General features: G+C 57.6%; 19 protein-coding genes and 1 rRNA gene. 14 read left to right on the top strand and 6 right to left on the bottom strand.

Translation table 11 applies throughout. From position 1 onward, the window contains the following. Positions 1-9 precede the first annotated feature (9 nt). On the top strand, positions 10-1950 hold the full coding sequence (locus DBP26_RS10815; protein WP_108237578.1) for a type VI secretion system tip protein VgrG: 1941 nt from the start codon (positions 10-12) through the stop codon (positions 1948-1950). A 1077-nt stretch (positions 1951-3027) separates the two neighbouring features. Here the strand turns inward: DBP26_RS10815 and DBP26_RS10805 are convergent. From DBP26_RS10805 to DBP26_RS10795, 3 genes are all read right to left on the bottom strand, one after another. Continuing rightward, positions 3028-3423, bottom strand: a complete 396-nt coding sequence (locus tag DBP26_RS10805) for a hypothetical protein (protein ID WP_108237576.1) — start codon at positions 3421-3423, stop codon at positions 3028-3030. Beyond that, positions 3420-4589 carry a PAAR domain-containing protein gene (locus DBP26_RS27450; RefSeq protein ID WP_305888009.1) on the bottom strand — a complete coding sequence of 390 codons (1170 nt, stop codon included), beginning with the start codon at positions 4587-4589 and terminating at the stop codon, positions 3420-3422. Before DBP26_RS27450 ends, DBP26_RS10805 begins: the two co-directional genes overlap by 4 nt. A gap of 96 nt (positions 4590-4685) precedes the next feature. After that, positions 4686-5129 carry a DcrB-related protein gene (locus tag DBP26_RS10795; RefSeq protein ID WP_108237575.1) on the bottom strand — a complete coding sequence of 148 codons (444 nt, stop codon included), beginning with the start codon at positions 5127-5129 and terminating at the stop codon, positions 4686-4688. A gap of 441 nt (positions 5130-5570) precedes the next feature. Between DBP26_RS10795 and DBP26_RS10790 the strand changes: the two genes are divergently transcribed. Then, a complete protein-coding gene (locus DBP26_RS10790; RefSeq protein ID WP_108237574.1) occupies positions 5571-6701 on the top strand; it encodes a mechanosensitive ion channel family protein in 1131 nt (376 codons plus the stop codon). Between the two features lie 2 nt (positions 6702-6703). Here DBP26_RS10790 and DBP26_RS10785 read toward each other — a convergent pair whose 3' ends face one another. Beyond that, positions 6704-8191 (bottom strand): YdgA family protein, encoded by a 1488-nt coding sequence (locus DBP26_RS10785; protein ID WP_108237573.1) that lies wholly within the window; start codon positions 8189-8191, stop codon positions 6704-6706. A gap of 214 nt (positions 8192-8405) precedes the next feature. Between DBP26_RS10785 and DBP26_RS10780 the strand changes: the two genes are divergently transcribed. Then, entirely contained in the window at positions 8406-9098 is a 693-nt protein-coding gene (locus tag DBP26_RS10780) for an HAD-IA family hydrolase (protein ID WP_108237795.1), read from the top strand. Between the two features lie 44 nt (positions 9099-9142). Here DBP26_RS10780 and DBP26_RS10775 read toward each other — a convergent pair whose 3' ends face one another. Beyond that, a complete protein-coding gene (locus DBP26_RS10775) occupies positions 9143-10108 on the bottom strand; it encodes a LysR family transcriptional regulator (RefSeq protein ID WP_108237572.1) in 966 nt (321 codons plus the stop codon). 394 nt (positions 10109-10502) lie between these two features. Here DBP26_RS10775 and DBP26_RS10770 point away from each other — a divergent pair, with 394 nt between their 5' ends. The 11 genes from DBP26_RS10770 to DBP26_RS10720 all read left to right on the top strand — a co-directional run bounded on the left by DBP26_RS10770 (position 10503) and on the right by DBP26_RS10720 (position 24458). Further along, a complete protein-coding gene (locus DBP26_RS10770; RefSeq protein ID WP_108237571.1) occupies positions 10503-11381 on the top strand; it encodes an amino acid ABC transporter permease in 879 nt (292 codons plus the stop codon). 35 nt (positions 11382-11416) lie between these two features. Next, positions 11417-12181: an amino acid ABC transporter ATP-binding protein gene (locus tag DBP26_RS10765; protein ID WP_108237794.1), complete on the top strand. Its 765-nt coding sequence runs from the start codon at positions 11417-11419 to the stop codon at positions 12179-12181. 22 nt (positions 12182-12203) lie between these two features. After that, positions 12204-13025, top strand: a complete 822-nt coding sequence (locus DBP26_RS10760) for an ABC transporter substrate-binding protein (protein WP_108237570.1) — start codon at positions 12204-12206, stop codon at positions 13023-13025. Positions 13026-13190: 165 nt separating this feature from the next. Next, positions 13191-14375: an MFS transporter gene (locus DBP26_RS10755; protein ID WP_108237569.1), complete on the top strand. Its 1185-nt coding sequence runs from the start codon at positions 13191-13193 to the stop codon at positions 14373-14375. A gap of 213 nt (positions 14376-14588) precedes the next feature. After that, positions 14589-15593, top strand: a complete 1005-nt coding sequence (locus DBP26_RS10750; RefSeq protein WP_108237568.1) for an aldo/keto reductase — start codon at positions 14589-14591, stop codon at positions 15591-15593. 721 nt (positions 15594-16314) lie between these two features. Further along, positions 16315-17058: a GntR family transcriptional regulator gene (locus DBP26_RS10745; protein ID WP_108237793.1), complete on the top strand. Its 744-nt coding sequence runs from the start codon at positions 16315-16317 to the stop codon at positions 17056-17058. Between the two features lie 174 nt (positions 17059-17232). After that, on the top strand, positions 17233-17988 hold the full coding sequence (locus tag DBP26_RS10740; protein ID WP_108237792.1) for an alpha/beta fold hydrolase: 756 nt from the start codon (positions 17233-17235) through the stop codon (positions 17986-17988). Between the two features lie 728 nt (positions 17989-18716). After that, complete coding sequence (locus DBP26_RS10735) at positions 18717-19493, top strand: DUF3050 domain-containing protein (RefSeq protein WP_108237567.1); 777 nt, start codon at positions 18717-18719, stop codon at positions 19491-19493. Between the two features lie 49 nt (positions 19494-19542). Then, positions 19543-20487 (top strand): diiron oxygenase, encoded by a 945-nt coding sequence (locus tag DBP26_RS10730; protein ID WP_108237566.1) that lies wholly within the window; start codon positions 19543-19545, stop codon positions 20485-20487. Continuing rightward, positions 20484-23936 (top strand): thioester reductase domain-containing protein, encoded by a 3453-nt coding sequence (locus DBP26_RS10725; RefSeq protein ID WP_108237565.1) that lies wholly within the window; start codon positions 20484-20486, stop codon positions 23934-23936. The genes DBP26_RS10730 and DBP26_RS10725 overlap by 4 nt, the downstream gene beginning before the upstream one ends. 33 nt (positions 23937-23969) lie before the next feature. Beyond that, the gene (locus DBP26_RS10720; RefSeq protein WP_108237564.1) at positions 23970-24458 is read left to right on the top strand and encodes an SRPBCC family protein; all 489 of its coding nucleotides are present in this window, start codon (positions 23970-23972) and stop codon (positions 24456-24458) included. 126 nt (positions 24459-24584) lie between these two features. Here the strand turns inward: DBP26_RS10720 and rrf are convergent. Continuing rightward, a 5S ribosomal RNA gene (rrf, locus tag DBP26_RS10715) occupies positions 24585-24700 on the bottom strand. Positions 24701-24823 lie beyond the last annotated feature (123 nt).

Raw genomic sequence — 24823 nt, 5'->3', positions numbered from 1 at the left:
AGATAAACCATGCAATTTACGCAATTCACCCGCCTGGCGCCGGTCAGCAGCCCTCTGGGCCCGGACGTTCTGATCCTCAAGCGCTTGGACGGCAAGGAAGAATTGGGCCGGCTGTTCGCTTATGACCTTGAACTGATATCCCAGAACAACGCCATCGACCTCAACCAATTACTCGGCAAACCCATGAGCGTGTCCATGCAGTCGAGGGGCGGAGGCAACCGCTACTTTCACGGGGTAGTGGCGCGGTGCAGTCAGGGTGTCGATGTCGGCCAGTTCGCCAGCTATCAGGTCACTTTGCGCCCATGGCTGTGGATGCTGACTCGCACGTCGGACTGCAGGATCTTTCAGCACCTGACCATCCCGCAAATCATCAAGCAGGTGTTTCGCGATTTGGGCTTCTCGGACTTCGAAGATGCCCTCAGTCGCCCTTACCGTGAGTGGGAATACTGTGTTCAGTACAGGGAAACGAGCTTCGATTTCGTCAGCCGCCTGATGGAGCAGGAAGGCATCTATTACTTTTTCCGGCAGGAAGAGGATCGCCATGTCTTGGTCCTGGCCGACGCCTACGGCGCCCATCAGGCCCCACCCGGCTATGAATCGGTGCCTTTTTATCATCCGGACGGCCAACACCGGGAGCGCGACCACATCAGCGGCTGGCACCTGGCGCAGGAAGTGCAGCCCGGTTCCCTTGAGCTGAACGACTACGACTTTCAACGCCCAAGCGCGCGTATCGACGTGCGTTCAGCAATGCCTCGTCCGCATACGGCTGGCGACTATCCGCTGTTCGACTACCCGGGGACGTACGTGCAAAGCGAGGACGGCGAACACTACGCGCGCACCCGAATCGAGGCGATTCAGAGCCTGCACGAGCGTATCAAACTGAAAGGCAACGCACGCGGGCTCGGCGCAGGGCACGTGTTCAGCCTCAATGGTTTTAGCCGTGAGGATCAGAACCGTGAATACTTGATCGTTACAGCGCGCTACACGGTCACTCAGGAAAGTCTGGAAACCGGCCAGGGCAATAGCGAACTGCAGTTTGAAAGCGAGCTGACCTGCATCGCCGCTCACCAGAGTTTCCGCCCGCTGCCGATCACCCCGAGGCCAATCGTCAAAGGTCCACAAACTGCCATCGTTGTGGGCCCCGAGCAGGAAGAAATCTTCACCGACGCCTTCGGTCGCGTGAAGGTGCACTTTTACTGGGACCGCCACGACCAGTCCAACGAAAACAGCTCCTGCTGGATTCGCGTTTCGCAAGCCTGGGCCGGAAAAAACTGGGGTTCGGTGCACATTCCACGCATCGGCCAGGAAGTCGTCGTCAGCTTCCTCGAAGGCGATCCGGATCGCCCCATCATCACCGGGCGCGTTTACAACGCAGAACAGCCCGTGCCCTACGACCTCCCTGCCAATGCGACGCAAAGCGGCACCAAAAGCCGCTCCAGCAAAGGCGGCACCCCCGCGAACTTCAACGAAATCCGCATGGAGGACAAGAAGGGCGAAGAGCAACTGTACATCCACGCCGAGCGCAATCAGGACATCGTGGTCGAGGTCGACGAGAGCCATTCGGTGGGGCACGATCGCACCAAAAGTGTGGGAAATGATGAGCAGGTGAGGATTGGCCAGGATCGAACGAGGGCCGTAAAGCGCAACGATCGACTGCAGGTGGGTGGAACAAAATCCGACAGCATCAGCACCCGATATCTGATTGAAGCAGGCTCACAGATTCGTCTTGTCTGCGGGGAAAGCATCCTCGAAATGAACGCCGATGGCAGGATCACCATTTCATGCGTTTCGTTCAAAGCTCACGCCAGCGAGAAAGCCGATATCGACACAGCACGACTGGATTTGAATTCTGGTGGTGCGAGCAAAGTGGACGGCAACGGCGAAGGGAATAGACTGAAAATTGATGAGGATTTGAAAGCGTTTTTTTCGCGCAACAGCAATGAAGGGTGAAATTTTCAAAACACCAGAGTTTTTGGAATCCACCGGCCACGACGTCTGCGACAACTTATGGGGTGGACAAACATCTTGAGCTAGACAATACCGTTAGCCGCTACGCAAGCGGCCTCTCGATGGCGTTCGAATGAGCTCTAGAACGATGATTACACCTTCCCGGAACTGGAAACGCTGATCTCGATCATGCCCTGCCGCACCATGAAGCCGATTTTTTAGTCCCTGAACTCTGGCCAGGCGGCTATGGTTATTGGTGCCGTTGTCGGCGCGCGGATTTTAGGGTTTTCTAAAAGGGTTTCTACAGTATTCTTTTAGGGCGGGGTCGTTAATTGAGCCAATATTTTGAAACGTCGCCGGTTCTAAAAAACTCTTCAACCATTCTGCAGACGAATTCAAAATTGCAAGTCAGATGCCGAGCATCCCAATAGTCACCTAGGATATCCACCTCCTCCGCGCTTGCCGTTGGGTTGGAGTACCCTCTGACCACGGAGTCGTGTTCTGTAGTCTCCAATAGGGTGACAAGATAGTTTCCTCTGTCAGCCGCGACACTCAAGCTGTAGGGTGCGATGTCAGGGGCATCCACGAGATCTAAACAGATTGAGCCTGAGCAAAATCCCAACCGACTTAGATGACGCCAGATATCCTCCCACGCGGTAAAGTAGCTGGAACCTCCGTCGATTTTTCCATTATTGGGGATTACCCAAGATATAAAGAAATTTATTTGTTATTCCCCACCTAGAGCTTTTCATTCCAGATATCGAAAAGGATCCTGCCTGATGCGGCTTCATGTATATAGAGTGAACTAAGCTAAGCTTCTATATCCATCGATACCAGATCCGGCTTACAGTAATCACATACATATTCTCCTGTTACAGTCATCACCATATCTGCTCTTCTGGTCAATCCCGCCTTGTATACCTGCTGAACCACGCCTGATTCAGCATGTGCATCGGCCATATTGCCATTTGGAGATTGAACTGAGGTTGCCAGCGTTTCGCTTTCGAATAGACGTTTGAGGGATTATCCAAACCAGCGTTTTATTATCCCGAGCGCAACCTCGTATATACGAGCGGATTTTTAGTTCAACACCTCGCGAGATACGTCACCGGTTTCAAAAAACTCGTTGAATAGGTTGCGAACCAATCCGAAATCACTGGTCAGATACCGAGCATCCCAAAGATCACCCAACATACATACCATCTCTGCAACCGCTGCGGGATTGGTAAAAGACCTCACCTCAGAATCATCCCTCGTAGCCTCCAGCAAAGTTACTAAATAGCGACCATCATCAGCGATCAAGTCCATACTGTACGGACCAGTTTCCGGAGCGTCCATCCACTCTAGACACATCGAGCCTGCATGTAGCTTCATTGATTCCAGGCGGCACAGCACCTCGTCCCATCCTTCGACATCATTATGCCCCCCAGTGGTGTCTCCGCCGCTTGAAAGTGTCCACGATATTAGAAACTTCATTCGATTTTGCTCCTCAGAAATTTTCCCATTCCCTGCTCCCAACGGAGTATGTATCCATCACGAAGCTCGTAAATGGTAAGTGATTTGAGCTCGGCCGACTTCGCCATAGCGACTAAATCAGTTTTGCAAAAACTGCACACGTTTCGGCCTGTGACGTTCATCGTCATATCTGCACCTCTGGTTAGCCCTTTTTCATAAGCCTGTTGGATTACTCCTACCTCTGCATGCGCGGTGGCCATATTTCCATTAGGATGTGGCTTGGAGTACTTTAGTATTTTAAATTCCACTAGCTTAGCTATCAGAGTAAGGTGATTACGGTCCGCCAGGGCGGAAGGTCTGGCCAATTGATTCACGTCCCGAAACGTAAACTCGCGAATCCACCCCTCAGCGAAAACCACCGGCTCTTCTCGTAGGTCGCGGATTACGTAGCGCTTGTAGAGCACCGCCTGCTTAACATGCGGTTTAGCCACGTTCGCAGCCTTCGGCCCCGCCCCTAACAACATCATCCCCGCCACACCCTGCAGCAGGTCGCGGTAACCAGGCCCAAGCCGGTCACCTAAGTCTCCGAGCAGGACCATCCCGCCCATGGCTCCAGCACTCGCAACCACCATACCTGCAAGTGTTGTCGCACCCACCATCGCGGCGAGCACAGCAGCCATTCCTAAGGACGCAAGTCCCAGTATCTCCAAGCCGGACTTCATCCAGCCTTCAATATCAAGGACGAACGCAGCCGACACCGTTGCCCCGCCGATGAACACGTTTTCGCTACCCGCTTTGATGTGCGCGCCGCACACCATTTTGCTTCCCACCCGGGCAGCGGGCTTGCCGTTGATGAAGACCGTCGCGCTGCCCTCGGCGACGGTGACCTGAAACGGCCATAGGGGATGATTGAGGGCCAGTCCCGTGCAGGAAGCCGCTGCGTCATCCCCTGCGCGTATGGCGGGCCGGCCATTGATAAAGACGTCCGCGCTTCCTCGTATCAGCTTTCCCGTTGTGGGCTCGGGCCAGTTGAACACTGCGCCAAGCCCTTTCACGATCTGGAGGATGGACAATCCTCCACCGGCAATTACGCCGCCCACGATAGAGATGGCCAAGCCGCCTGTTGCAGCGGTGGCTGCAAGCGCCGCAGCGCCGATCAGCGCTCCGACAACGGCGCCAGCGACCATGGCCGCCAGGCCGAAGCCATGTGCTATTTCATCGCCGACGCGCGCAGCCGGCCACGAGTTTTCACTGGCGTTGACCGCTTGATCATTCGCCACCAGTTAGGCGTTATCGGGGGATGCGGGCCGCAGGGTGAAGCTGTGCATGACCTTCCTCCAGGCCATCTCATGGTGCGGAAGATCATCGACGGTCGTTGTCAGCGTGGTGATCAGTACTGCTGCTCCGTGCTCAACGAACACTTGGCGCAGCATCAGTGAGTGGCCCTCTCTTTCCCAGGTGTAGTCCACTAGCGCGGCGGGACGCCCGTTGAGTTCGAAGTCCCACTTCTGCAGGAGGCTGAATCCCGGTAGCTGCTGTTCGGCGCTGGCCAACTGGCCGGCAACGTAGTCAGCAAATGCGCCGGCGTTGTCGATCGAATCACGGCTGATGACGAAGCTGGCTTCTTTCGCGCTTGCTACAGCAGGCAGTCTGAAAATATTGATGGTTTGATCGAGCCAGTTTTCAGGGACTTCTAAATCGGCTTCATGAATTCGGTAGGGCATCATCGCGAGCAGCGTTCCGTGCAGGGACAGATGGGACGAGAGCGTCCGAACGTATCGAGACTGAGCTGAAGCGCTCTCTTCGGGCTGCGTTTATGCCAAACCTGAGGAATTGATGAAGCAGGCCCTTACGTCTCAAGCCGTAGGTGATTTCCGAAAGGTTTGCAGTCCTAGGAAATAGGCACTTCAATCGGCCTCAGACGTGAATACAAAAGCGCGTTTTTAAGCGAGTCCCTGGTCGACCGCCGGATCATCTGCGACTTTCAGCCTAATGGCCTGTCGCGAGATACAGTCGGTGAAGCCTCACCCTGAACATCCTCACCACTCCGCTAAGCCCCCACCAACGCCCTTGGATCGACTCAATCCACCCCTCACCGCGGGAACGTTTGCCCGCTTCAAGGGTTCACACCTCTTGTCTTTGAACCGTCTTCCTCGCGAGTGAATGTTATGGAACACGTACTTCCGGACACATGGCTGAACGCGCTGCCGTTGCCTTGGCTGAACACGTTGGTCGTCGCGACAGCGGCAGTGTGCATTGCGCTGTTGGCGCGGTGGATTGCATTGGTGGGGCTTCGACGTTTGTCTCGGCCCTTCGTTTTCGCCCAGCAACTGATTTACCGCGGCGAAGCGCCCACACGTTGGCTGATCCCTCTTTTGGCGCTGCAAACAGTGTGGACTTCGGCGCCCGACGACTTGATGTTGATCAAGGGCGTGCGTCACTTGAATGGGATGTTGGTGGTGGCGGGGTTCACGTGGCTTGCACTCAGTTGCGTGAAAGCGATTGGTGAAGCCGTGGCGATTCGCAATCCTCTGGACATCGAGGACAACCTGCAAGCCCGGCGTATTCAGACGCAGGTGCGAGTGTTGGTACGGTGCCTCAACGTGCTGGTGTTGCTGTTCGGCACGGGGCTGATCCTGATGAGCTTTCCCCCTGTGCGGCAGATTGGTACGAGCCTGTTGGCGTCGGCGGGGTTAGCGGGGCTGGCCGCAGGCTTTGCTGCCAAACCGGTGCTGGGGAACTTGATCGCTGGGTTGCAGATCGCGATTTCTCAACCCATTCGGCTAGACGACGTGGTGATTGTCGAGGGTGAATGGGGACGCATTGAAGAAATCAGCGGCACCTATGTCGTGGTGAAGATATGGGACGAGCGGCGAATGGTGATTCCGCTGCAGTACTTCATCGAGAAGCCATTTCAGAATTGGACGCGGAGCACATCAAGCCTCATCGGTTCGGTGTTCCTCTGGGTTGATTACGCCCTTCCGCTCGAAGAACTCCGAGAGGAAGCGGAACGTATCTGCAAGGACATCCCGCACCTGTGGGACGGCCGCGTGTGCGTGTTGCAGGTGACGGACACGACCGACAAGGCCATGCAACTACGCGTGCTGTTGAGTTCAGCGGACTCGTCCCGCAGTTGGGACGCCAGGTGCCACATGCGCGAGCGGCTGATCAGCTTCGTCGCCAAGCAGTATCCGCAATGCCTGCCGCAATTGCGGGCAGAAATGTCATCACGCACGGTACAACCGGAACGCGAGGGCCACGAGGCCCCCACTGAAATCGCACGCCAGCCGCCGGTATGAGTTCAGTACCCGCGGTTGAGCATCACGAACTTGCCCATCATCGCAGCGGCGAATTGCTGAGCGCTCATCTTTTCACCGTTGAAATCCACCACGTCGTCGGCGTAATGCAGGTTGGAGACGATGTTGTCGCCCTCGACCTTGCCCAACTGCAACATGATCGCCATACCGCCGACGGAGTCTGCCGCGCCTTGGGCATTCTGCGCGACGGCCGCTGGATCAGTAATGCCGGCCGACTGAGCCTGTAGCGTTGCGAGGTCCCTGATGGAGCCTTTGGACAACACCAGCTTCGCCTCGAGATTGGTCAACAGTTGCTTGAGCAGCGCGGAGCCCGGCTGATCGAGGGAGGTCGGGTTGCTCAGATCCATCGACAAGGTGAAGCGGCTCTCGCCGCTGGCGGTTTTAAGCGACAGCTTTTCCAGTTCGATGTGCGGTTTGGCGGCCAGCAGTTTGTTCATTTCGGCCTGCACCAGCGCTTGATCGGCAGGGCTCAGGTGCGGTGTATAGCGCTGGCCGGTGGCCGAGGCGGCTTGAGCTTGAGGTTGAATTTTATCCTGGTAGAACTGCAGCAGATTCTTGGTCGAGGCCACGTCAAAATTGGCGAACTTCCACAGCATTTGCGAGGAGCCGATGTCCTTGCCGTTGAAGCGGATGTTGGCAATGTCGTAGGTCACCTGTGCCGCCAGCTTGCCTTCGACTTCCTGCAGCAGGCTGGTGTTGACGAAATCCTTCAGCTCCACGGCAGGCTGGTTGGCCGCCTGAAACGTCATCGAAGATGCCTTGGCATCGCTGTGGCCCAGATAGAAGCCGGATTGGCCCTTCGTGCCACCCGTGTTGAAGGTCACGTTGTCGAGCAGCAGATGCACTGGGCCCTCCTCAGAGGTCGCGGTCACATCAAGCTTGCTCAGCACGCCGTTGGCTTCCAGCTTTTCACCATCGGCCGTGCCTGTCGCGTTAAGGGTGAAACCGGAGAACTTGATCGAGCCATTCTGGCTGTCGAACTGGAAGGGCAACAGCTCGACCCGGCCTTGGGCAGCACGGTCGTAGCCCATGCTGAACTGGCCGGTCAATGGAGACTGGCCAGCGGTCATTTCAAACCACTTTTCCGAGAAAGCATTCTTCTCCAGCACCAGGTTGCTGGCCGCCATCACTGGCACCAGATCGAGTTTTTTCACCCGGCTCCAGGGAAAAGGGCCATGCTCGATGTTGTCTTGGAACAGCAGCACGACTGGTTGCCCCTCATTGAACCTGGGGGCTTGAAAGGTGACCTTGTAATGCGCGGTACTGGTGAAGAAATGGCGGTTCAGCGAAACCAATTCGACACTGGCGCTGCCTTCATGACCGACCAATGCCGCCTGGATTTGCTGATTGCCCTGTTCAACCGCATCGCCCAGCACACCTTCCAGACGGATGCCCGTGTACCAGGCGCCAGCGGTGATAAGGGCGCCTGCAACGATGACCACGCCCAAGGCAATGTTGACTGATTTTTTCATGTGTCGACTCGAAGATGTCCGTTCTTGAAGAGAGGTGGCGCCTTCCCTGGCCCGAAGGGTGTCGGCGTCGCGATCCACGCATTGGACAGGGTTCTGCACTGTCCGGGGCCCGGCGAGGGTAGCATCGCAAGGCCCCTTTTGCAGCCGCCGTCCCTAGCCACAGCCTTTGCACAGGGGTTAGGCTGGACGTCAAACCGAACACGGGATGGATCAGATGAGCGACACGCAAAAGGCCAGAGGGCCGATCAAAGCGGTGATTTTCGACATGGACGGGTTGTTGCTGGACACCGAGGGGATTTACACCGAAGTCACCAATACCATCGCCAACTGGCACGGAAAGACATTCGACTGGGCAATCAAACAGCACTCCATCGGCCGTGGCTCACGGGATTTTGCCGACTACGTGATCAGTGCTTTGAACCTGCCGATGTCGGCCGACGAGTTTCTCACCGTCCGCCAACCGATGCTCGATGAGCGCTTTCCCCACGCGCAACCGATGCATGGCGCCGAGGCGCTGGTTCGCCATCTTGCCGCCCACGGCATTCCGATTACCGTTGGCACCAGTTCTTCGCTGCATTATTTCCACGTCAAGACCAGCAACCACCGCTCATGGTTCGACCTGTTCCACCATGTAGTGACCGCCGATCATCAGGACGTCAAGGCCGCCAAGCCTGCACCCGATATCTTCCTGACTGCCGCCCGCCTGCTGGGGGTCGATCCGAAGGATTGCCTGGTATTCGAAGATTCCCCGTTCGGTGTGACGGCCGCCAAGACGGCTGGCATGTACGCCGTCGCCGTGCCGGATTCGCACATGCCGGTTTCGCAGTACGCCCATGCGGATCTGATGCTGGGCTCGTTGGCCGAATTCCCTCTTCAGGATTGGGGACTGCCGGGTTATGGGAGCTGAATGATCGAGGCGTTGACGCTGCGACCGAACGACCCGATCAATCGTCAAGCTCCGCGCTTCAGATCCACGCCGAGCGCCCGTGCGAACGCCTTGACCAACGGGCTGCGCGGCGCGTTCTGGCGCACGATGAGGTGGAACGGTGTGCTCAGGTGGATCATGTCAGGACGCAATGCACGCAGTTGGCCATCGCGCACCAATGAGCGGGCGTAATGCTCAGGCAAAAAGCCGATGAAGCGGCCTGTGAGGATCAGGATGGCCACGGCTTCGACTTGCGACGCAGAGGCGGACTGGCTGTCGTAATTGACGAAACTGGCCTTGTCGCGATGAATCGCATAGCGGTGGTTGATGACTTGATGTTGGCGCAAACAGTCGACACTCAACGCACTGCCATCCAGTGAAAACAATGGATGGCCGACCGCACAGTAAGCGTGGGAGCGTTCTTCATACAGCTCGAAATAGTCGAACTCTTCACGACGCTGATACACGGGAATGACCCCCGCGTTCAGCCTGCCCTCGGCTACGCCCCGCTCTATTTCATCGAGTTGCGAAGCCAGCAGACGCAATCTGACCTTGGGGGCGTCATCGTGCATTGTTCTGAGGGCCGCAATTAACGGCGAACTTTGATCGGACACAGTGCTGTCGATTACACCAATACTCAGGTCGCCGATCAGCTCATGTTGCGCCGAACTAATGCGGTCGCGAAAAGTATCCACCGACGCAAATAATTCGATCGAAGCCTGATAGACAAGTTTGCCTTCTTCGGTCAGGTGAAAGCCTTCACGCCCCCGCGTACACAGACGCATGCCGATGCGAATCTCAAGGTCGGAAATTTGCTTGCTGATTGCGGCAAGGCCCACGTTCAGCTCGTTTTGCGCGGCGCTGAAGCCTCCGGCCTCGACCACGGCCTGGAAGACGCGCAGCAGTTTGAAGTCCATTCCGCTGAGCGACAAGGGTGGGCGGATTCCCGGCTTGGGGGGCACGTTTCCAGAAGTGGAAAGTGGAGTTTCCATAATGCTTATTTACCTCGCCCGTTACATTCAACAGGCTTTGACCCACAACAAAAACATGCCCGATCAACAATGATGAACATAGAAAATGGCGATTGGCAACCATTTGCACCACGCCCTGATCAATGACGCCATTGTTGATTTCAGCCAATAAAACCTGACACTTCGATCAGGACCTCAAGGCTCGATAAGCGATGTTCGATGGGCATTCTCGCGCAGCTGTATGCTGCGCAGGTTCACCAGATGCCCGTCGTTTTAGAGCGGAGCGTAATGTTTGACTGCCCTCACTCTCAGCGAACTCCCAGCCTCGAATGCGTGCCCGAACACTCACCGAATGGCCTGACGATCACACGCTGAAATCGAACACCACGGCCTGTATACGCTTCGGAGATACACCATGAATCAGAACCCGGCAGAGCACCTGCAAGCCGAACGCAAAAAGGCCGAAAACGAGTTCGACATCACGCGGTACGAACACGTCCCGCGTCGCTATTACGGGCGCATTTTCTTCGCCACCCTCATCGTCATCGCGTTGGCTGGCTTGGCCCGCGCCTTCGCCAACGGTCAGATCGAGTGGGAATACATCGGTCAATTCCTGACATCGCAAGCGATTCTATGGGGCTTGGTAAACACCATCGTCATGTCGATCCTGGCAATGGCGCTGGGGGTGGTGTTCGGTGTGATCACTGCCATCATGCGCATGTCGGCCAACCCGATCCTGCGCTCTGTGGCGATCACCTACACGTGGCTGTTCCGCGGCACGCCACTGATTCTGCAACTGCTGCTGTGGTTCAACCTGGCGTTGATCTTCCCGGTCATTGGCATTCCCGGCCTGTTCGAACTCGATACGGTGAGCGTGATGACGCCCTTCGTCGCGGCCTTGCTGGGCTTGAGCATCAACCAGGGCGCTTACACGGCCGAAGTGGTACGCGCCGGCCTGCTGTCGGTGGACACCGGCCAATACGAAGCGGCCAAATCCATTGGCATGCCGCGCTTGCAGGCATTGCGTCGGGTGATCCTGCCCCAGGCCATGCGCGTGATCATCCCGCCAGTGGGCAACGAATTCATCGGCATGGTGAAGATGACCAGCCTTGCCAGCGTCATCCAGTACTCCGAATTGCTGCACAACGCTCAAAACATCTACTACGCCAACGCCCGGGTCATGGAGCTGCTGATCGTCGCCGGTATCTGGTACCTGGCGGTGGTCACGGTGCTGTCGTTCGGCCAAAGCCGACTGGAGCGTCGTTTCGCTCGCGGTGCCGGCAAGCGTTCGTAAATCAGGCCTTGGAGTTGCGCATGAACAAAAGCCACATGAGAACCATCGTCAAAGCCGTGGGCCTGAACAAATATTACGATCAGTTCCACGCCCTGAAAGATGTCAGCATCGAGGTCGAACAAGGCGAAGTGCTGTGCATCATCGGCCCGTCGGGTTCGGGCAAGAGCACTTTGCTGCGGTGTGTGAACCAGTTGGAAAAGATCGACAAGGGCGGCCTTTGGGTCGATGGCGAATTGGTGGGTTACCGCGTCGTCGGCAACAAATTGCACGAACTGACCGATGTGCAGATCGCACGCCAGCGGCTAAGCACTGGCATGGTCTTTCAGCGTTTCAACCTGTTTCCCCACATGACGGCCCTGCAGAACGTGATCGAGGGGCCCATTCAGGTGCTCAAGCGCTCCCCTAAGGAAGCTAACGAAGAAGCCCTTGAGTTATTGGCCCGCGTGGGTCTGGCGGACAAACGCGATGCCTATCCCGTCGAACTTTCCGGTGGCCAGCAGCAGCGCGTGGCAATCGCTCGCGCGCTGGCAATGCGGCCCAAGCTGATGCTGTTCGACGAACCCACTTCTGCCCTTGATCCGGAGCTGGTGGGCGAAGTGTTGTCGGTGATGCGAGACCTCGCGCACAGCGGCATGACCATGATCGTTGTGACCCATGAACTGGGCTTCGCCCGGGAAGTGTCCAACCGCATGGTGTTCATGGACGCAGGCCAGATTGTGGAGGCCGGTAGCCCCGAAGACATACTAATAAGCCCACAAAACCCAAGAACCCAAAGCTTCATTTCTGCCGTTCGCACCTAAACCAGAACAAACGAGAACGACCATGAAAAAATTGATCCTCCCCGCGTTGCTCGCTGGCCTGATGACGTCGCCACTGGTGTTTGCCGACTTACCCGCCAGCATCAAGGAAAAAGGCGAAATCACCGCAGCGATTGTCCCTAACTATCCGCCGATGGATTTCAAAGACACCAGCACCAACACCCTGACCGGCTTCGATGTCGACTTGGGCAGCGCCTTGGCCGAACGCCTGGGCGTGAAAATCAAATGGCAGGAAACGGCCTTCGAACAAATGGTCAGCGGCTTGGTCACCAAACGCTTCGATATCATTCTCTCGGGCATGACCGACACCGCCGAGCGCCAGAAGTCGGTGACCTTCATCGACTATTTCACCAGCGGCCCTCAGTTGTACACCCTGACCAAGAACACCGAGCTCAATCAATTGACCGACGTGTGCGGCAAGAAAGTCGGCACCAGCCGCCGTACCACGTGGCCGGCTGAAATCACCGCGTGGAGCAAGGAGCACTGTGAAGCGGCAGGCAAACCCGCCATTGTCGTAAGCGGTACCGAGGGCTCTGCCGACGCACGCGCGCAGCTGCGTCAGGGGCGTCTGGACGCGGCGATGCAAGGCAGCGAAACCATTCCGTACCTGATGTCGCAAGAAAAAGACACCTACAAGCCGATCGGGCAGGCGATTTCCAAGCAGTTCACTGGGCTGGGCGTGAGCAAATCCAGCCCCGAGCTGGCCAAGGCCATCGCTGATGCATTGCAGGCGATGATCGACGACGGCACCTACGGCAAAATCCTGAAGAAATGGGAACTTGAGCAAGGCGCCGTGAGCAAGGCCGAGATGAATCAGGGCAAGTAAATCCGCCGCGCAAACCCTCATGGATGATGTGGCAATGCGGCCACCTGTAGGAGCGCTTGCCCGCGAGACGTTTTGTCAGACGCCACAAATGACAGAGGCAAATCGCATTCGCGGGCAAGCGCGCTCCTACAGGGTTTAGCGCCGAGCACAAGATTAAGGACAACAATGGCCACTTATTCTCTCGTCATTCGTCGGCTGATGGTCTGCTCGCTCACTATCGTCATGAGCCGAGCGATGACCAGCCCCCTCCTGACGCTGTTTCTGAGCACGAAGCTGGGGCTTGACCAACAGGATGTCGGGCTGTTGATGGGCATCGCCGTGTTTCTCGCGACGCTGCTGGGGTTATACGGCGGCTACATCATCGACCGTCTGGAAAAGCGCAAACTGCTCATCCTGGCGATGCTTTCCAGTTCGATTGGCTTCGCACTGCTGACATTCGCTCAAAACCTTTACCTGACGACGCTCACGCTGGTGATCACTGAAACCGCATCGGCGCTGTTCTTGATCGGGTCCAAAGCGATCATCAGCGAAAACCTGCCCATCGGTCAGCGCGCCAAAGTCTTTTCGCTGCGCTACACCCTGACCAACATCGGCTACGCCACCGGTCCGATGCTGGGCGTGGTGATCGCCGGGCAGCTGCCATTGGCGCCCTTCCTGATCGCCAGCGCTATCGCATTCGGCAGCATATTCCTGATGATCGGCATCCCGCCCACGGCGGCACGCCATGAGGACGCGCCGCGGAGTTTTTTCGATACCCTGACCACGCTCAAGGGCGACCGCACGCTGATCCAGTTCACGGGCGGCAGCTTGCTTAGCACGATTGTGCACGGGCGGTACACGCTGTACCTCTCCCAGTTTTTGCTGGTCACTCACACGTCGCACCAGGCCTTGAAAATCCTCTCTGCGGTACTGGCCTGCAACGCAATCACCGTGATTGCGATGCAGTACCAGATCGGCCGCTTCCTCAAGCGTGAGCAATTGCCCTACTGGATCTGCATGGGCACCGCGCTCTTCGCCATTGGTCTGCTTGGCTTCAGCGTTGCCGGGACGACCTTGGCGTGGTGTGCGGCCATGTTCGTATTCACCTTGGGCGAAATGATCATTTATCCCGCCGAGTATCTGTTCGTCGACACCATCGCTCCAGAGCACTTGCGCGGCAGCTATCTGGGCGCGCAGAACCTCGCAGCATTCGGCGGAGCCATGAGCCCGGTCATTTGCGGCTATTTGTTGATCAACACGCCCGCGCCAACGATGTTTTATGTGCTGGCGGGCCTGACCGCGATAGGTGGGACGTTGTGTTTCATGGCGGGGCGTCATGCCCGGCTGAGCAGCGCTGACGTCACGCTGTAGCTAGCGCTCTCGTCCGCCAGCGAGAAGCGTGTCATTGCTCAGCCAGCGATCACCTCTGCGTAGGCCAAGCCATTTGTCACTTTTCAAAGCCGTCAAAAACAGGCGAGTATGTCCGGCCAAGAGTTGTCGGTCTGAAAGGCCTTTACGAGCCCCCTTGCAAGCTTGCCGCAGACTGTCCTGATTTCCCCTTACCGACGAGAAGGATATCGAGCAATGAACTACCGCATTCTTGGCCAATCCGGCCTCAAGGTTTCGACGCTGACCCTGGGTTCGATGATGTTTGGCGTGCAGACCAGCACCGAAGAGTCGCTGCGCATTATCGACAAGGCCTGGGACGAAGGCGTGAATTTCATCGACACGGCCAACGTCTACAACGCCGGGCGCTCTGAAGAGATTGTCGGCGAGGCCATCGCCAGCCGCCGCAGTGAGTGGGTTCTGGCGACCAAGGTCGGCAGCAGTTCCGGCAATACGGCACCCAATACCAGCGGCCTGAATCGCAAACACATTTTCAACGAAATCGAGTCCAGCCTGCGTCGACTCGACACTGATTACATCGACATCCATTACCTGCACAAGGAAGACCACAGTACTCCCTTGGAAGTGACCGTTTCCGCCATCGGCGACCTGATCCGCGAAGGCAAGATCCGCTACTGGGGTGTCTCCAACTTCCGGGGTTGGCGCATCGCCGAGGTGGTGAATGTGGCGCAGCGTCTGGGGGTCGACAAACCGGTCATCAGCCAGCCGTTGTACAACATCGTCAATCGTCAGGCCGAGCTGGAGCAGATCACCGCGGCGCGGTTCTACGGGCTGGGTGTCGTGCCCTACAGCCCTTTGGCTCGCGGTGTCCTCAGCGGCAAATACGCACCCGACGTCACCCCGGATGCCAGCACCCGGGCCGGACGGCAGGACAAGCGCATTCTGGAAACCGAGTGGCGTACCGAATCGCTGCACATCGCGCAGAAACTCCAGCAATACACACGGGAGAAAGGAGTGGGCCTGGTGGAGTTCGCCATTGCCTGGGTGCTGAACAATCAGGCCGTGACCTCGGCCATTGTCGGTCCGCGCACCGAGGAGCAATGGGACAGCTACACCAAAGCCTTGAGCGTGAAGATCACGGCCGAGGATGAGGCGTTCATCGACTCACTCGTGACACCGGGCCATGCATCGACGCCAGGCTTCAACGATGTCCAGCATTTTGTGTCGGGACGGTACATCTAAAAGCTCGAAGCGTTGATGCCGGCCCGCGCAATGTGGGTTTCACACGAGCGGTGAAGCTCGCCGAAGAGATGAGAGCGGCGCGCGACGGTATGTCGCCGCGCCTGCCACCGGCCAGACTCAAGAGGATCAACACCCTTACGTCCTAGCGAATTCAGCCCGCCCCTCGACTAAGACGGTCTTCATCCACCGGTCACGCCCAAGGTGCTGGCTCGCCAAACGATCGTTGAAGCGCCCGCTGAACTGTTGCGACGCCAACGAGCACCCCAGTCCGGAACTGGGTGGCCAATTCTTCCACACGCTGTCGACCCGGCCGTTGAGGCTCCCTTCTAAAGTGACCACCCAGCAAACGCTGGCAGAGCATGCGCGCAAACTGATCAGACGAGGGCCGGGCGCCAAGACAGTCCTTCCAAGGGTTCGACGGGAGGTACTCGCTGACGAGGCGCCAACGGAGGAAAATAATGGCACCTGGCGATCATTGGCTTGCGAATCAATGACTTCAAACGTCCGCCTGTCCGAACGTCGAAATGCCTGCTGAGGCGTCCGATTTCCGACGATTCGTATCGCCCAAAGGATAGAACACCCATGCACATGAACGCGGCAAAGCCTTGTAGAATGCGCACCGCCGCCACCGGACGAGAAATGTTTCACCGTTTGACAAGGCCGGATACGGCCTCTAGTGTTTCCTTGGATCCAATCTCCGATCAGCGAAGAAGAAGTCACGATGCGCAGAGCTGAAAAAGAACAATTTCTGCGGGAAATTCTCGGCAGCGAGCAACCGCCTGCGCATCTGGCACGCGGGGTTATCGAAGAAAAGCTGCGCGCCGCCATTCTTGACGGCCGTCTGCCGGCAGGCTTCGCCCTGCGCCAACAGGAATTGGCCACGATGTTCGGCGTCAGCCGCATGCCGGTGCGCGAAGCGTTGCGCCAGTTGGAAGCTCAGTCTTTGCTTCGCGTAGAGACGCACAAAGGCGCCGTCGTTGCCCCGCTGATCAACGAAGACGCCACCGACGCCTACGCGCTGCGCATCCTGCTCGAATCCGAAGCCTTGCGGCAATCGATCCCACTGCTGACCGCCGAAGACATCCAGGCTGCCCGCGGCTACATCGAACAGCTCGAGGTCGAAACCGATTATTCGAAGATGGGCACGCTCAACCGCCTCTTCCACATGGCTCTGTATGGCCGTGCACCCAACAAGCGTCTGCTCAAACTGGTGGAAGATGGCTTGAACGAAGAGGAACGCTTCCTGCGGTTCAACCTCAAGCACATGGGGTTGGGTAAGTTGTCACAGCATGACCATCTGGAGTTGCTGCAAATGGCCGAGGCGGGGGATGTCGATTCGACGGTCAGTGCACTGACCCAGCACTTGAACCGTGGTGTGGCCGCTATCACCACGTATCTGAACAGCCGATCTGCGGATGCTGCAAAATCCGGCTCGGCATCGAGGAAGCGCGCTCTCATCCAATGAGGGCTTGTGGACCGTGAGCGCTACCGTTCACGGCCAACATTCGCGCCCCTGTCTACGGCCCTTGCGGGCCGGATGAGGCATGGGGTGATCGAGCATCGGATGTCGCGATGCCAGCGCCGAAGGACCCGGCCCCAAGTGATCAGCAGTCTGCCCGCGCAGGCTTGGGGAAACGTTGTGTACGCTGAAAGAAGCAAATGGCTGATGGTGGTCAATTCCGGACGACCTATCAGAACCCGCTTGATCTGCTTTCCCCACGCGGGGGCCGATCCCGAGCAATTCCGCGACTGGTCGGACGGCCTGGCGGATCATATCGAGCTGGTCACTTTGCGTTTGCCTGGCCATGGCAGCCGTCTCAAGGAAGCGCCCTACGATCAATGGGCACCTTTGCTGCACGACACTTTCCTTGCGCTGCAGCCCTACCTGACCGAACCCCATGCGTTCTACGGCCACAGCTTCGGAGGGCGAGTCGCCTACGAAATGGCCCGATTAGCGCAAGCTCATTATCCTGGAATGACCCGCCGCTTGTTCATCTCCGGCTGTCGCAGCCCCGACAGTCGCCAACCCTTGCCCTACCTGCACACACTTCCTAAAGATGATTTTATCCGGGCGCTCATCGCGCTCGGCGTTGCGCCAGAATCCATGCTTCATGACAAGAAGTTGATGCGCTTGTTCGAGCCTGTCATGCGCAGCGATCTGAAGCTCTCGGAGCTGTGGTCCCACTGCCCCGATGAAGGCCTCGATATTCCACTGACTGCCCTCTACGGCAGTGACGACCCGATCGACACCGCCCCCAGCATGATGAACTGGCGCGAGTTCACCCGTCGCGAATTCGAGCTGATCGAAGTCCGCGGCAATCATCATTTCCTCACCTCGCAACGTAATCGACTGCTGCACATCATCAACACGCACCTTGGCGTCCTTGACGTCTGACCCTGCCCCCTCCCTCCGGCCGTTCTGTTCCGGAAACGTACGTCACGCCCCTATGAAGCGCACCACCAGGTTTGTTTGTGCAGCGTTTCCCCTAACGTTCCCTACTGTGAAATCTGCCCGCCGCCGGGCGAACGACTGTGTTTCAGGCACACTCGGAGTGTGAGCTTGCCTGCAACAGGTTCCGCAGACGTCATTTCATGGAGCAGAGAAAGGAGCAACACACCGGGCGGAGGCGTAATGAGGGAAGTCCATCTACGTCGCCCATAAAAACTTCCAAGAGCGATTATTCGGTAAACGCGCAACGCTGAACGAGGCATTCGTTCATTATTATCAATTCTGACTCAATTGAGTTGGAAGGGTTGCGCTCGCACCAATAAAACTTCTGAGAAAAGTTTTAACGGACTCATATGCGAGTCATTTTTCTGAACTTAAAAATAATAAAAAAGTGTTTGCCCGATCGTTAAAAAGTGCATTACCGTTTTCCCGTCGCCAGCCTGACGACATGGCAGACCTTTACTGGGCCTGCCGAAACCCCGCACCAGCCCGAGGGTGCGGACACTTTGTTGAACATGACCATTAACGAACGAACTGTTCGCCGCCTGCTCGCCGCCTGCGCTCGCGCATTGGTTATGAAGACGTTGTTGCGACACTCTTGTTACGCAATAACGATCGGACCATTTGCCAGTAATCAGTGGCCGAACAGAAAGTTTGCACTTCAAGGACGTACCATGAACATTCAACAACAACTGCTCGCCCGACAATCCGAACTAAGCTCTCATCCGATCTTTATTGAAATCGACTCTCTGCCTGTATTACGGCGGTTCATGGAAGCACACGTGTTTGCCGTGTGGGATTTCATGTCGCTGACCAAGCGGCTGCAGCAGGAGTTGACCTGCACCCGCTTGCCTTGGCTGCCACCCAACGACCCCAAGGCCGCGCGCCTGATCAACGAGATCGTCTTGGGGGAAGAGTCGGATGACCGCCTCGGCCACGGACACTACAGCCATTTCGAGCTGTATCTGGATGCTATGCGTGAAGTCGGCGCGAGCACTGCACGCATCGAGCATTTTGTCGAACTGCAAAAAGAAGGGGTGCATTACGAAACCGCCCTGGAGCGGGCACAAGCGGGCAAGGCGGAAGCTCGATTCGTTCGCGACACGTTGAACATTGCACTCAATGCGCCTGCTCACAGCGTCGCCGCCGCCTTTCTGTATGGGCGAGAGAGCGTCATTCCGCGAATGTTCCAGCGGATCCTCGACGACTGGGGCATCAAGGACAACCAGGCCCCGACCTTTCGCTACTACCTGGAGCGACACATCGAGGTCGATTCAGAGGACCACGGGCCCGCCGCCGAAGCGCTGCTGGCACGCCTGGTCAACGGCGATCCACAGCGCGAGCAGCAAGTCTACGAAGCAGCCATCGCAGCCGTCGAAAGCCGCATCGCGCTCTGGGATGCCCTGCGCGTGAGCATGCGCCATCCGGTGCTCGTTGAAGTCAGCGCCTGACCGCGCTGCCGGTTCATCGCTTCTTTCTGTTTCCCACAAGGACGACATCATGAAAGCCGAAGATTACCTGTCCTTTGCCGATGCCTGGGAAGGCCGTGCGACGATTCGCACCCGACCACGCCGCATCGTTGAGAACGACACGAAACTCATCTATCCCCTCAGCCGTCAGCCACTGGTGCTGAGCGATACCTTTACCCGCGAATGCGCTCATCTGCGTGATTTCGCCCTCATCCAGAGCCTGTACAAGTTCATCAACGATGTGGTGATTTTCGAGACCGAGATCGTCGACAAGACCGCCCGCAGCATCGCCAAGGACAATTTTGCGATTCGTTTCCCCTTTGCCTGCCGCTATGACGCGATGACGGTGGTGGTCGACGAGGATTACCACGCCCTGGTGGCGATGGACTTCATGCAACAGACCATCGCCCTGACAAGTATTGAACCTGTTCACCTACCTTCGGAAATCGAACTCAGCCGCGCAATCCCGGCAGCGCTGGCGCTTGCACCCGATCACCTGCACAGCGCCGTCGAGCTGATCTGTGTGGCGATCGCCGAGAACACTGTGACCAACGATGTCGCTGCGTTCGCCAAGGACGACACCGTGAAGCAGTCGGTCAAGGGGCTGATGGCCGACCATCTGCTCGACGAGGGGCGGCATTCGGGCTTCTGGGCACGGCTGGTACGCATCTATTGGAGTGCGGCTCCCGAAGAAGACCGCCGAACCATCGCAGGCATCATGCCTGTGTTCATTGCGCAATATTTAACCAATGACATTCAGAAGGCCTTCGACTTTGCGCTGATTGAATACTTGGAGACTTCGGCGTCGGTGAAACAGGCGCTGCGGGATGAAGTGCAGGCGATGAGCTTCCCAATCAACCGACACCATCCGCTGGTGGCCAATATCGTGAGGTTCTTCAAGTCCAGCGCCATGCTCGATGCACCGTGTGTTCAGCAGGCACTTGCCGACTACCTGCCGGCAGGAGGCGTGCAATGAAACGCCTGGAGATTCTACTGATCGGCCACAGCCGGGCATTGCACGAATTGAGTGTCGAGCTCGATAGCCATGGCCACGGCATCCACACCTTGAAGGATGCGCAGGCACTGGACAGTTCGCCACTGCACGGCGTCTCGCTGCTCATAGAAGACGGCACGCTAGCGCTGACCAGCACCCGCCTGCAGTCTTTCAAGACCGCCATCCATTTGGGGCTGCGTGTTGGGTTGATGCCCGGCATGCGCCGTGGCTTGCCACAGGTTGAGCTGCTGTGCTGGTACGGTTCTGCGACTGCCCAACGTCTGATCCTCCGTGAAACGCTTTCCGCCGAGCAGACCGGTAATGGCCGTCAGTTACGCGACAGCGCGGTGCTGACGCTCATCGACAGTGTGGCGCTGCACGTAGCCCGGCTTTCCCGTGACCCGGCGCATTTCTCCCGTACAGCAAAGGTCGAACCACCGCACAGCGAATGGCAGGACGGTTTGCACAAGCTCGACCGGTTGGCTTTCGAGCACCGCTTCAATGACACCGCTCATCCCCAATTATTGACCGTTGCGCAGCAATCACTGGTGGCACGGCTGGATCGCAGCTTCCAACAACACGGCGACCGCAGTGCGCTGGAAATCGACAGCGAGCGTATCAGCTACGACGCGTTGCGCGCTCATGCCGTGGCTATTCAACAGCGTATGGCACCGCTGTTGAGTCAGGCGCAAAACGGTCCTCCGGTCATTGGCCTCTGTCTGGCGAAATCACCTGCTCTGTTTGCGGGGATCCTGGCGATACTGGGAGAAGGCGCGATCTACTTGCCGCTTGACCCCAGCCAGCCGCTGCAACGCCAGCAGTACATACTGGAAAACGCAAACGCGGCATTGCTGCTGCATGACGGCCAGCACCCACTTGCGCAGTCCAGCGTGCCCGGGCTGAACATTACCGCGATCGACGCCAAGCCCACTGCCCAGTCGATAATGCGGCGGGAGCCCGCAACGGATGCTCCCTGCATGGCGCTTTACACCTCCGGCACCACGGGGCATCCCAAAGGCGTGATGCTCAGTCAGCGCAATCTCAGCCACTTCACGGCTTGGTATGCGGACTACGTCGGACTCGACGCGCACAGCCGGGTATTACAGTTCTCGACCCTAAGCTTTGACTCGTCAGTGATCGACATCTTCCCGACCCTGCTTACTGGGGCGCAGTTGGTGGTTGCGACTGAAGATCAACGACGCGACCCACAGCAACTCGCGGAGCTGCTGGAGCAGAACGTCACCCATGCCTTCCTGCCGCCCGCGTTGCTGAGCATCCTGCCCCTGGACATGCCGTCGACACTCCGACACCTATGCACGGGCGGCGATGTCTGCGAGCCCTATGTGATCGAGCGCCTGGCCTCGCAATGCTCCTTCCACAACCTGTATGGACCGACCGAAGCCACGGTGCTGATCACGGCCGGGCAATTCCTCCCTGCAAGCAGCAATCGCAACCTCGGGCGCCCCATCGCCAACAGTCAGTTGCTGATTCTCGACGAACAGATGCAGCCCGCTGCGCAGAACACCCCAGGCGAGCTCTACATCGTCGGGCCTGGGGTGGGGCTGGGTTACATTGGCCTTCCCGAGTTGACCGCCGAGCGTTATGTGCACATCGACCCGGGCGACGGAGAAACATTACGCGCCTACCGTACTGGGGATATCGGCAAGTGGACAGACGCAGGCGTCGAACTTTTGGGGCGTCGTGACAACCAGGTGAAAATTCGCGGCTTTCGGGTCGAACCGGAAGAGATCGAACACTGTTTGCGGGACAGCCAGCTGTACCGCCAGGTTGCTGTGGTAGTCGACGACCAACGGCGAATACTGGCCTTTCTCGCTCAACCTCATGGCGTCGAACCCAATGCTGCGAGGACGCTGCTCAAGGCGCACGTCGAGCGGCTACTGCCCGATTACATGCGCCCGGCAGCCTACACTGAACTGACGGCGATGCCTTCTGCCTCGAACGGGAAGGTCGACCGAAAAGCGTTACTGCATTTGCCGATCAACCTGATCGAACAGGCGCCCCGTCGCCAACCCGAAACCGACAACGAACGCCTGCTGCTCCCGCTCTGGGCCGATCTGCTGGAGTTGCCTCCGGGTGATATTTCCACCGAAGAGAGCTTCTTCAACCTCGGGGGTCACTCGATCCTGCTGTCACAAATGCTGCTCGGCATTCGCGAGCGATTCGGGCGCAGCGTTCCGATCAACCGGTTCATCGAAGCGCCGACGCTTGCCAATCTCGGCACATTGCTCGACGCCGAAGGTACATCGCCGTGGACGATCAGCCCCCTAGCGATCAAAGACGCCACTGCGCCTCTCGATCTGCCCACATTGCCGGCCGGCAAGCTGGGAGACGTGCACAAGGTGATTGTCACTGGCGCCAACGGTTTTCTCGGCGTGCACGTGGTCGAGGCACTTCTGGCCTGGGGCGCTACCGAGGTGGCGTGCCTGGTGCGCGAGGGCAACGGGCTTACGGCGCAGGATCGCTTCATTGAATCGTTGCGTGAGAACCGCCTGGAACACTTGGACCTCAGCCGAGTGCGGGTTCACGCGGCCGACGTGACGCAACCTCAATTGGGTTTGAGGGATGAGGTGTACGAACGGCTTGATCGTGAATTCGGCGCTTTGGTGCACAACGCCGCCAACGTCAATCACGTGCAGGACTACGAGACCCTGGCCCAAGACAACGTCGCGCCCATTCTCGAGTGCTTACGTTTGTGCGAAGGACGCAGCAAAAAGGTCTTCAACTTCGTGTCGACCCTATCAGCCTCCAGTGCAGTGGGTGTGGATGGCAGCGTACTGGAAGCCCCTGCCGTCGAAACGCCGCCGATCTACATCAAGAACGGCTACAACCTGTCCAAGTGGGTCGCGGAGCGCTTGCTGCAAAAGGCACGTGAGCAAGGTGTGTGGGTCAACATCTATCGCCCCGGAAATATCGCCTTCAACAGCGTCACCGGGGTCTGCCAACCTCATAAAAATCGTCTGATGCTGATGCTCAAAGGCTCGATTCAGCTGGGACAGGTCCCTGATTTTTCGATGACCTTCGATCTCATGCCCGTCGACTTCCTCGCTCGCTTCATCGCGTTTCACAGCAGCCGTTACCAGCCAAGCCGCGCTGTGTTCAACCTGCATAACCCCGAACCGCTGAGTTGGAGCACCTACGTCGATGCCTTCCGCGAGGCTGGACGTGAGTTCGAGACGGTCAGCGTTGCGCAATGGCAAGCGCAGCTCAGTCGGGTCGACAGCGAAAATGCCTTATTCGGCGTACTTGGTTTCTACCTCGACGGCTTCGACGAGGACATAGGTGACATCTCAATGATCGCCTACCAGAACGCCTTGGAGGGTGTGCAACGCATGGGCGAGCGCTATCCGCAGAAAACTCCCGAGCTGCTGCGCAAGGGCTGTGACTACCTCAAACAAATCGATTTCATCTGAACGCACCACCTCATGTACATCAAGGAGAACGAAATGAACGCACTCAATAGCTTTTCGAGCCTTAAGCCGGACACGCTGATCACCGATCCGATCGGCGATCCCGTCACGGCTTCCGTCACAGTCCCCGCCAAGGCTTCCGATGTCTGGAAAGTGGTCGGGGATTTTGGCGGGTTTGCCCAGTTTGTTCAGGCGCTGGAGAGCACTGACGTCATTGGCAATGGCGTAGGCTCGATCCGCCACAAGCGTTTCAAGGAAGGAGGTTTCGAGGTAGTCGAACAACTTAACTCTTGGGATGAGGAAGCACTTGCGATGACGTGGACCACCCTCTACAACAACCTGGGCGTCGGCAAGCTGTGGGCCTCGATGACGGTGACTCCTGTCTCCAACATCAGCAGCGTCGCTACGTGGACAATCATCGCCGAGCCCACGACAGACAACCCCATGAGTGCTGACGAATTCAGGGCGTTCTTGCAGGACTTTGCCGACGTCGCAATGAGCAACGTCCCAAAGCTATTTAGCTGATTGGCAAGTCGGCGGAACATGATGCCGAGCGATGTCATCGCCGTGCATTAACCCGCGTAGCTGATTGAAGTGCCTGAAACGACAAAAGCCCTGTCTGCGTCAGCAGACAGGGCTTTTGGATTTGAATCTTGACGATGACCTACTCTCACATGGGGAAACCCCACACTACCATCGGCGATGCATCGTTTCACTTCTGAGTTCGGGATGGGATCAGGTGGTTCCAATGCTCTATGGTCGTCAAGAAATTCTGTAGCTGATCCGTCACCAGGGACGTGCCAGCAAAATTCGATGACCTTCACTTAAAGACAAAACCCCGTCTGCTTTCGCAAACGGGGTTCTGCAATTGAATCTTGACGATGACCTAC

Source organism: Pseudomonas sp. RIT409 (assembly GCF_003052515.2).
Taxonomy (GTDB): domain Bacteria; phylum Pseudomonadota; class Gammaproteobacteria; order Pseudomonadales; family Pseudomonadaceae; genus Aquipseudomonas.
Note: the sequence above shows the minus strand (reverse complement) of the source record. Positions and strands in the feature narration are given on the sequence as shown.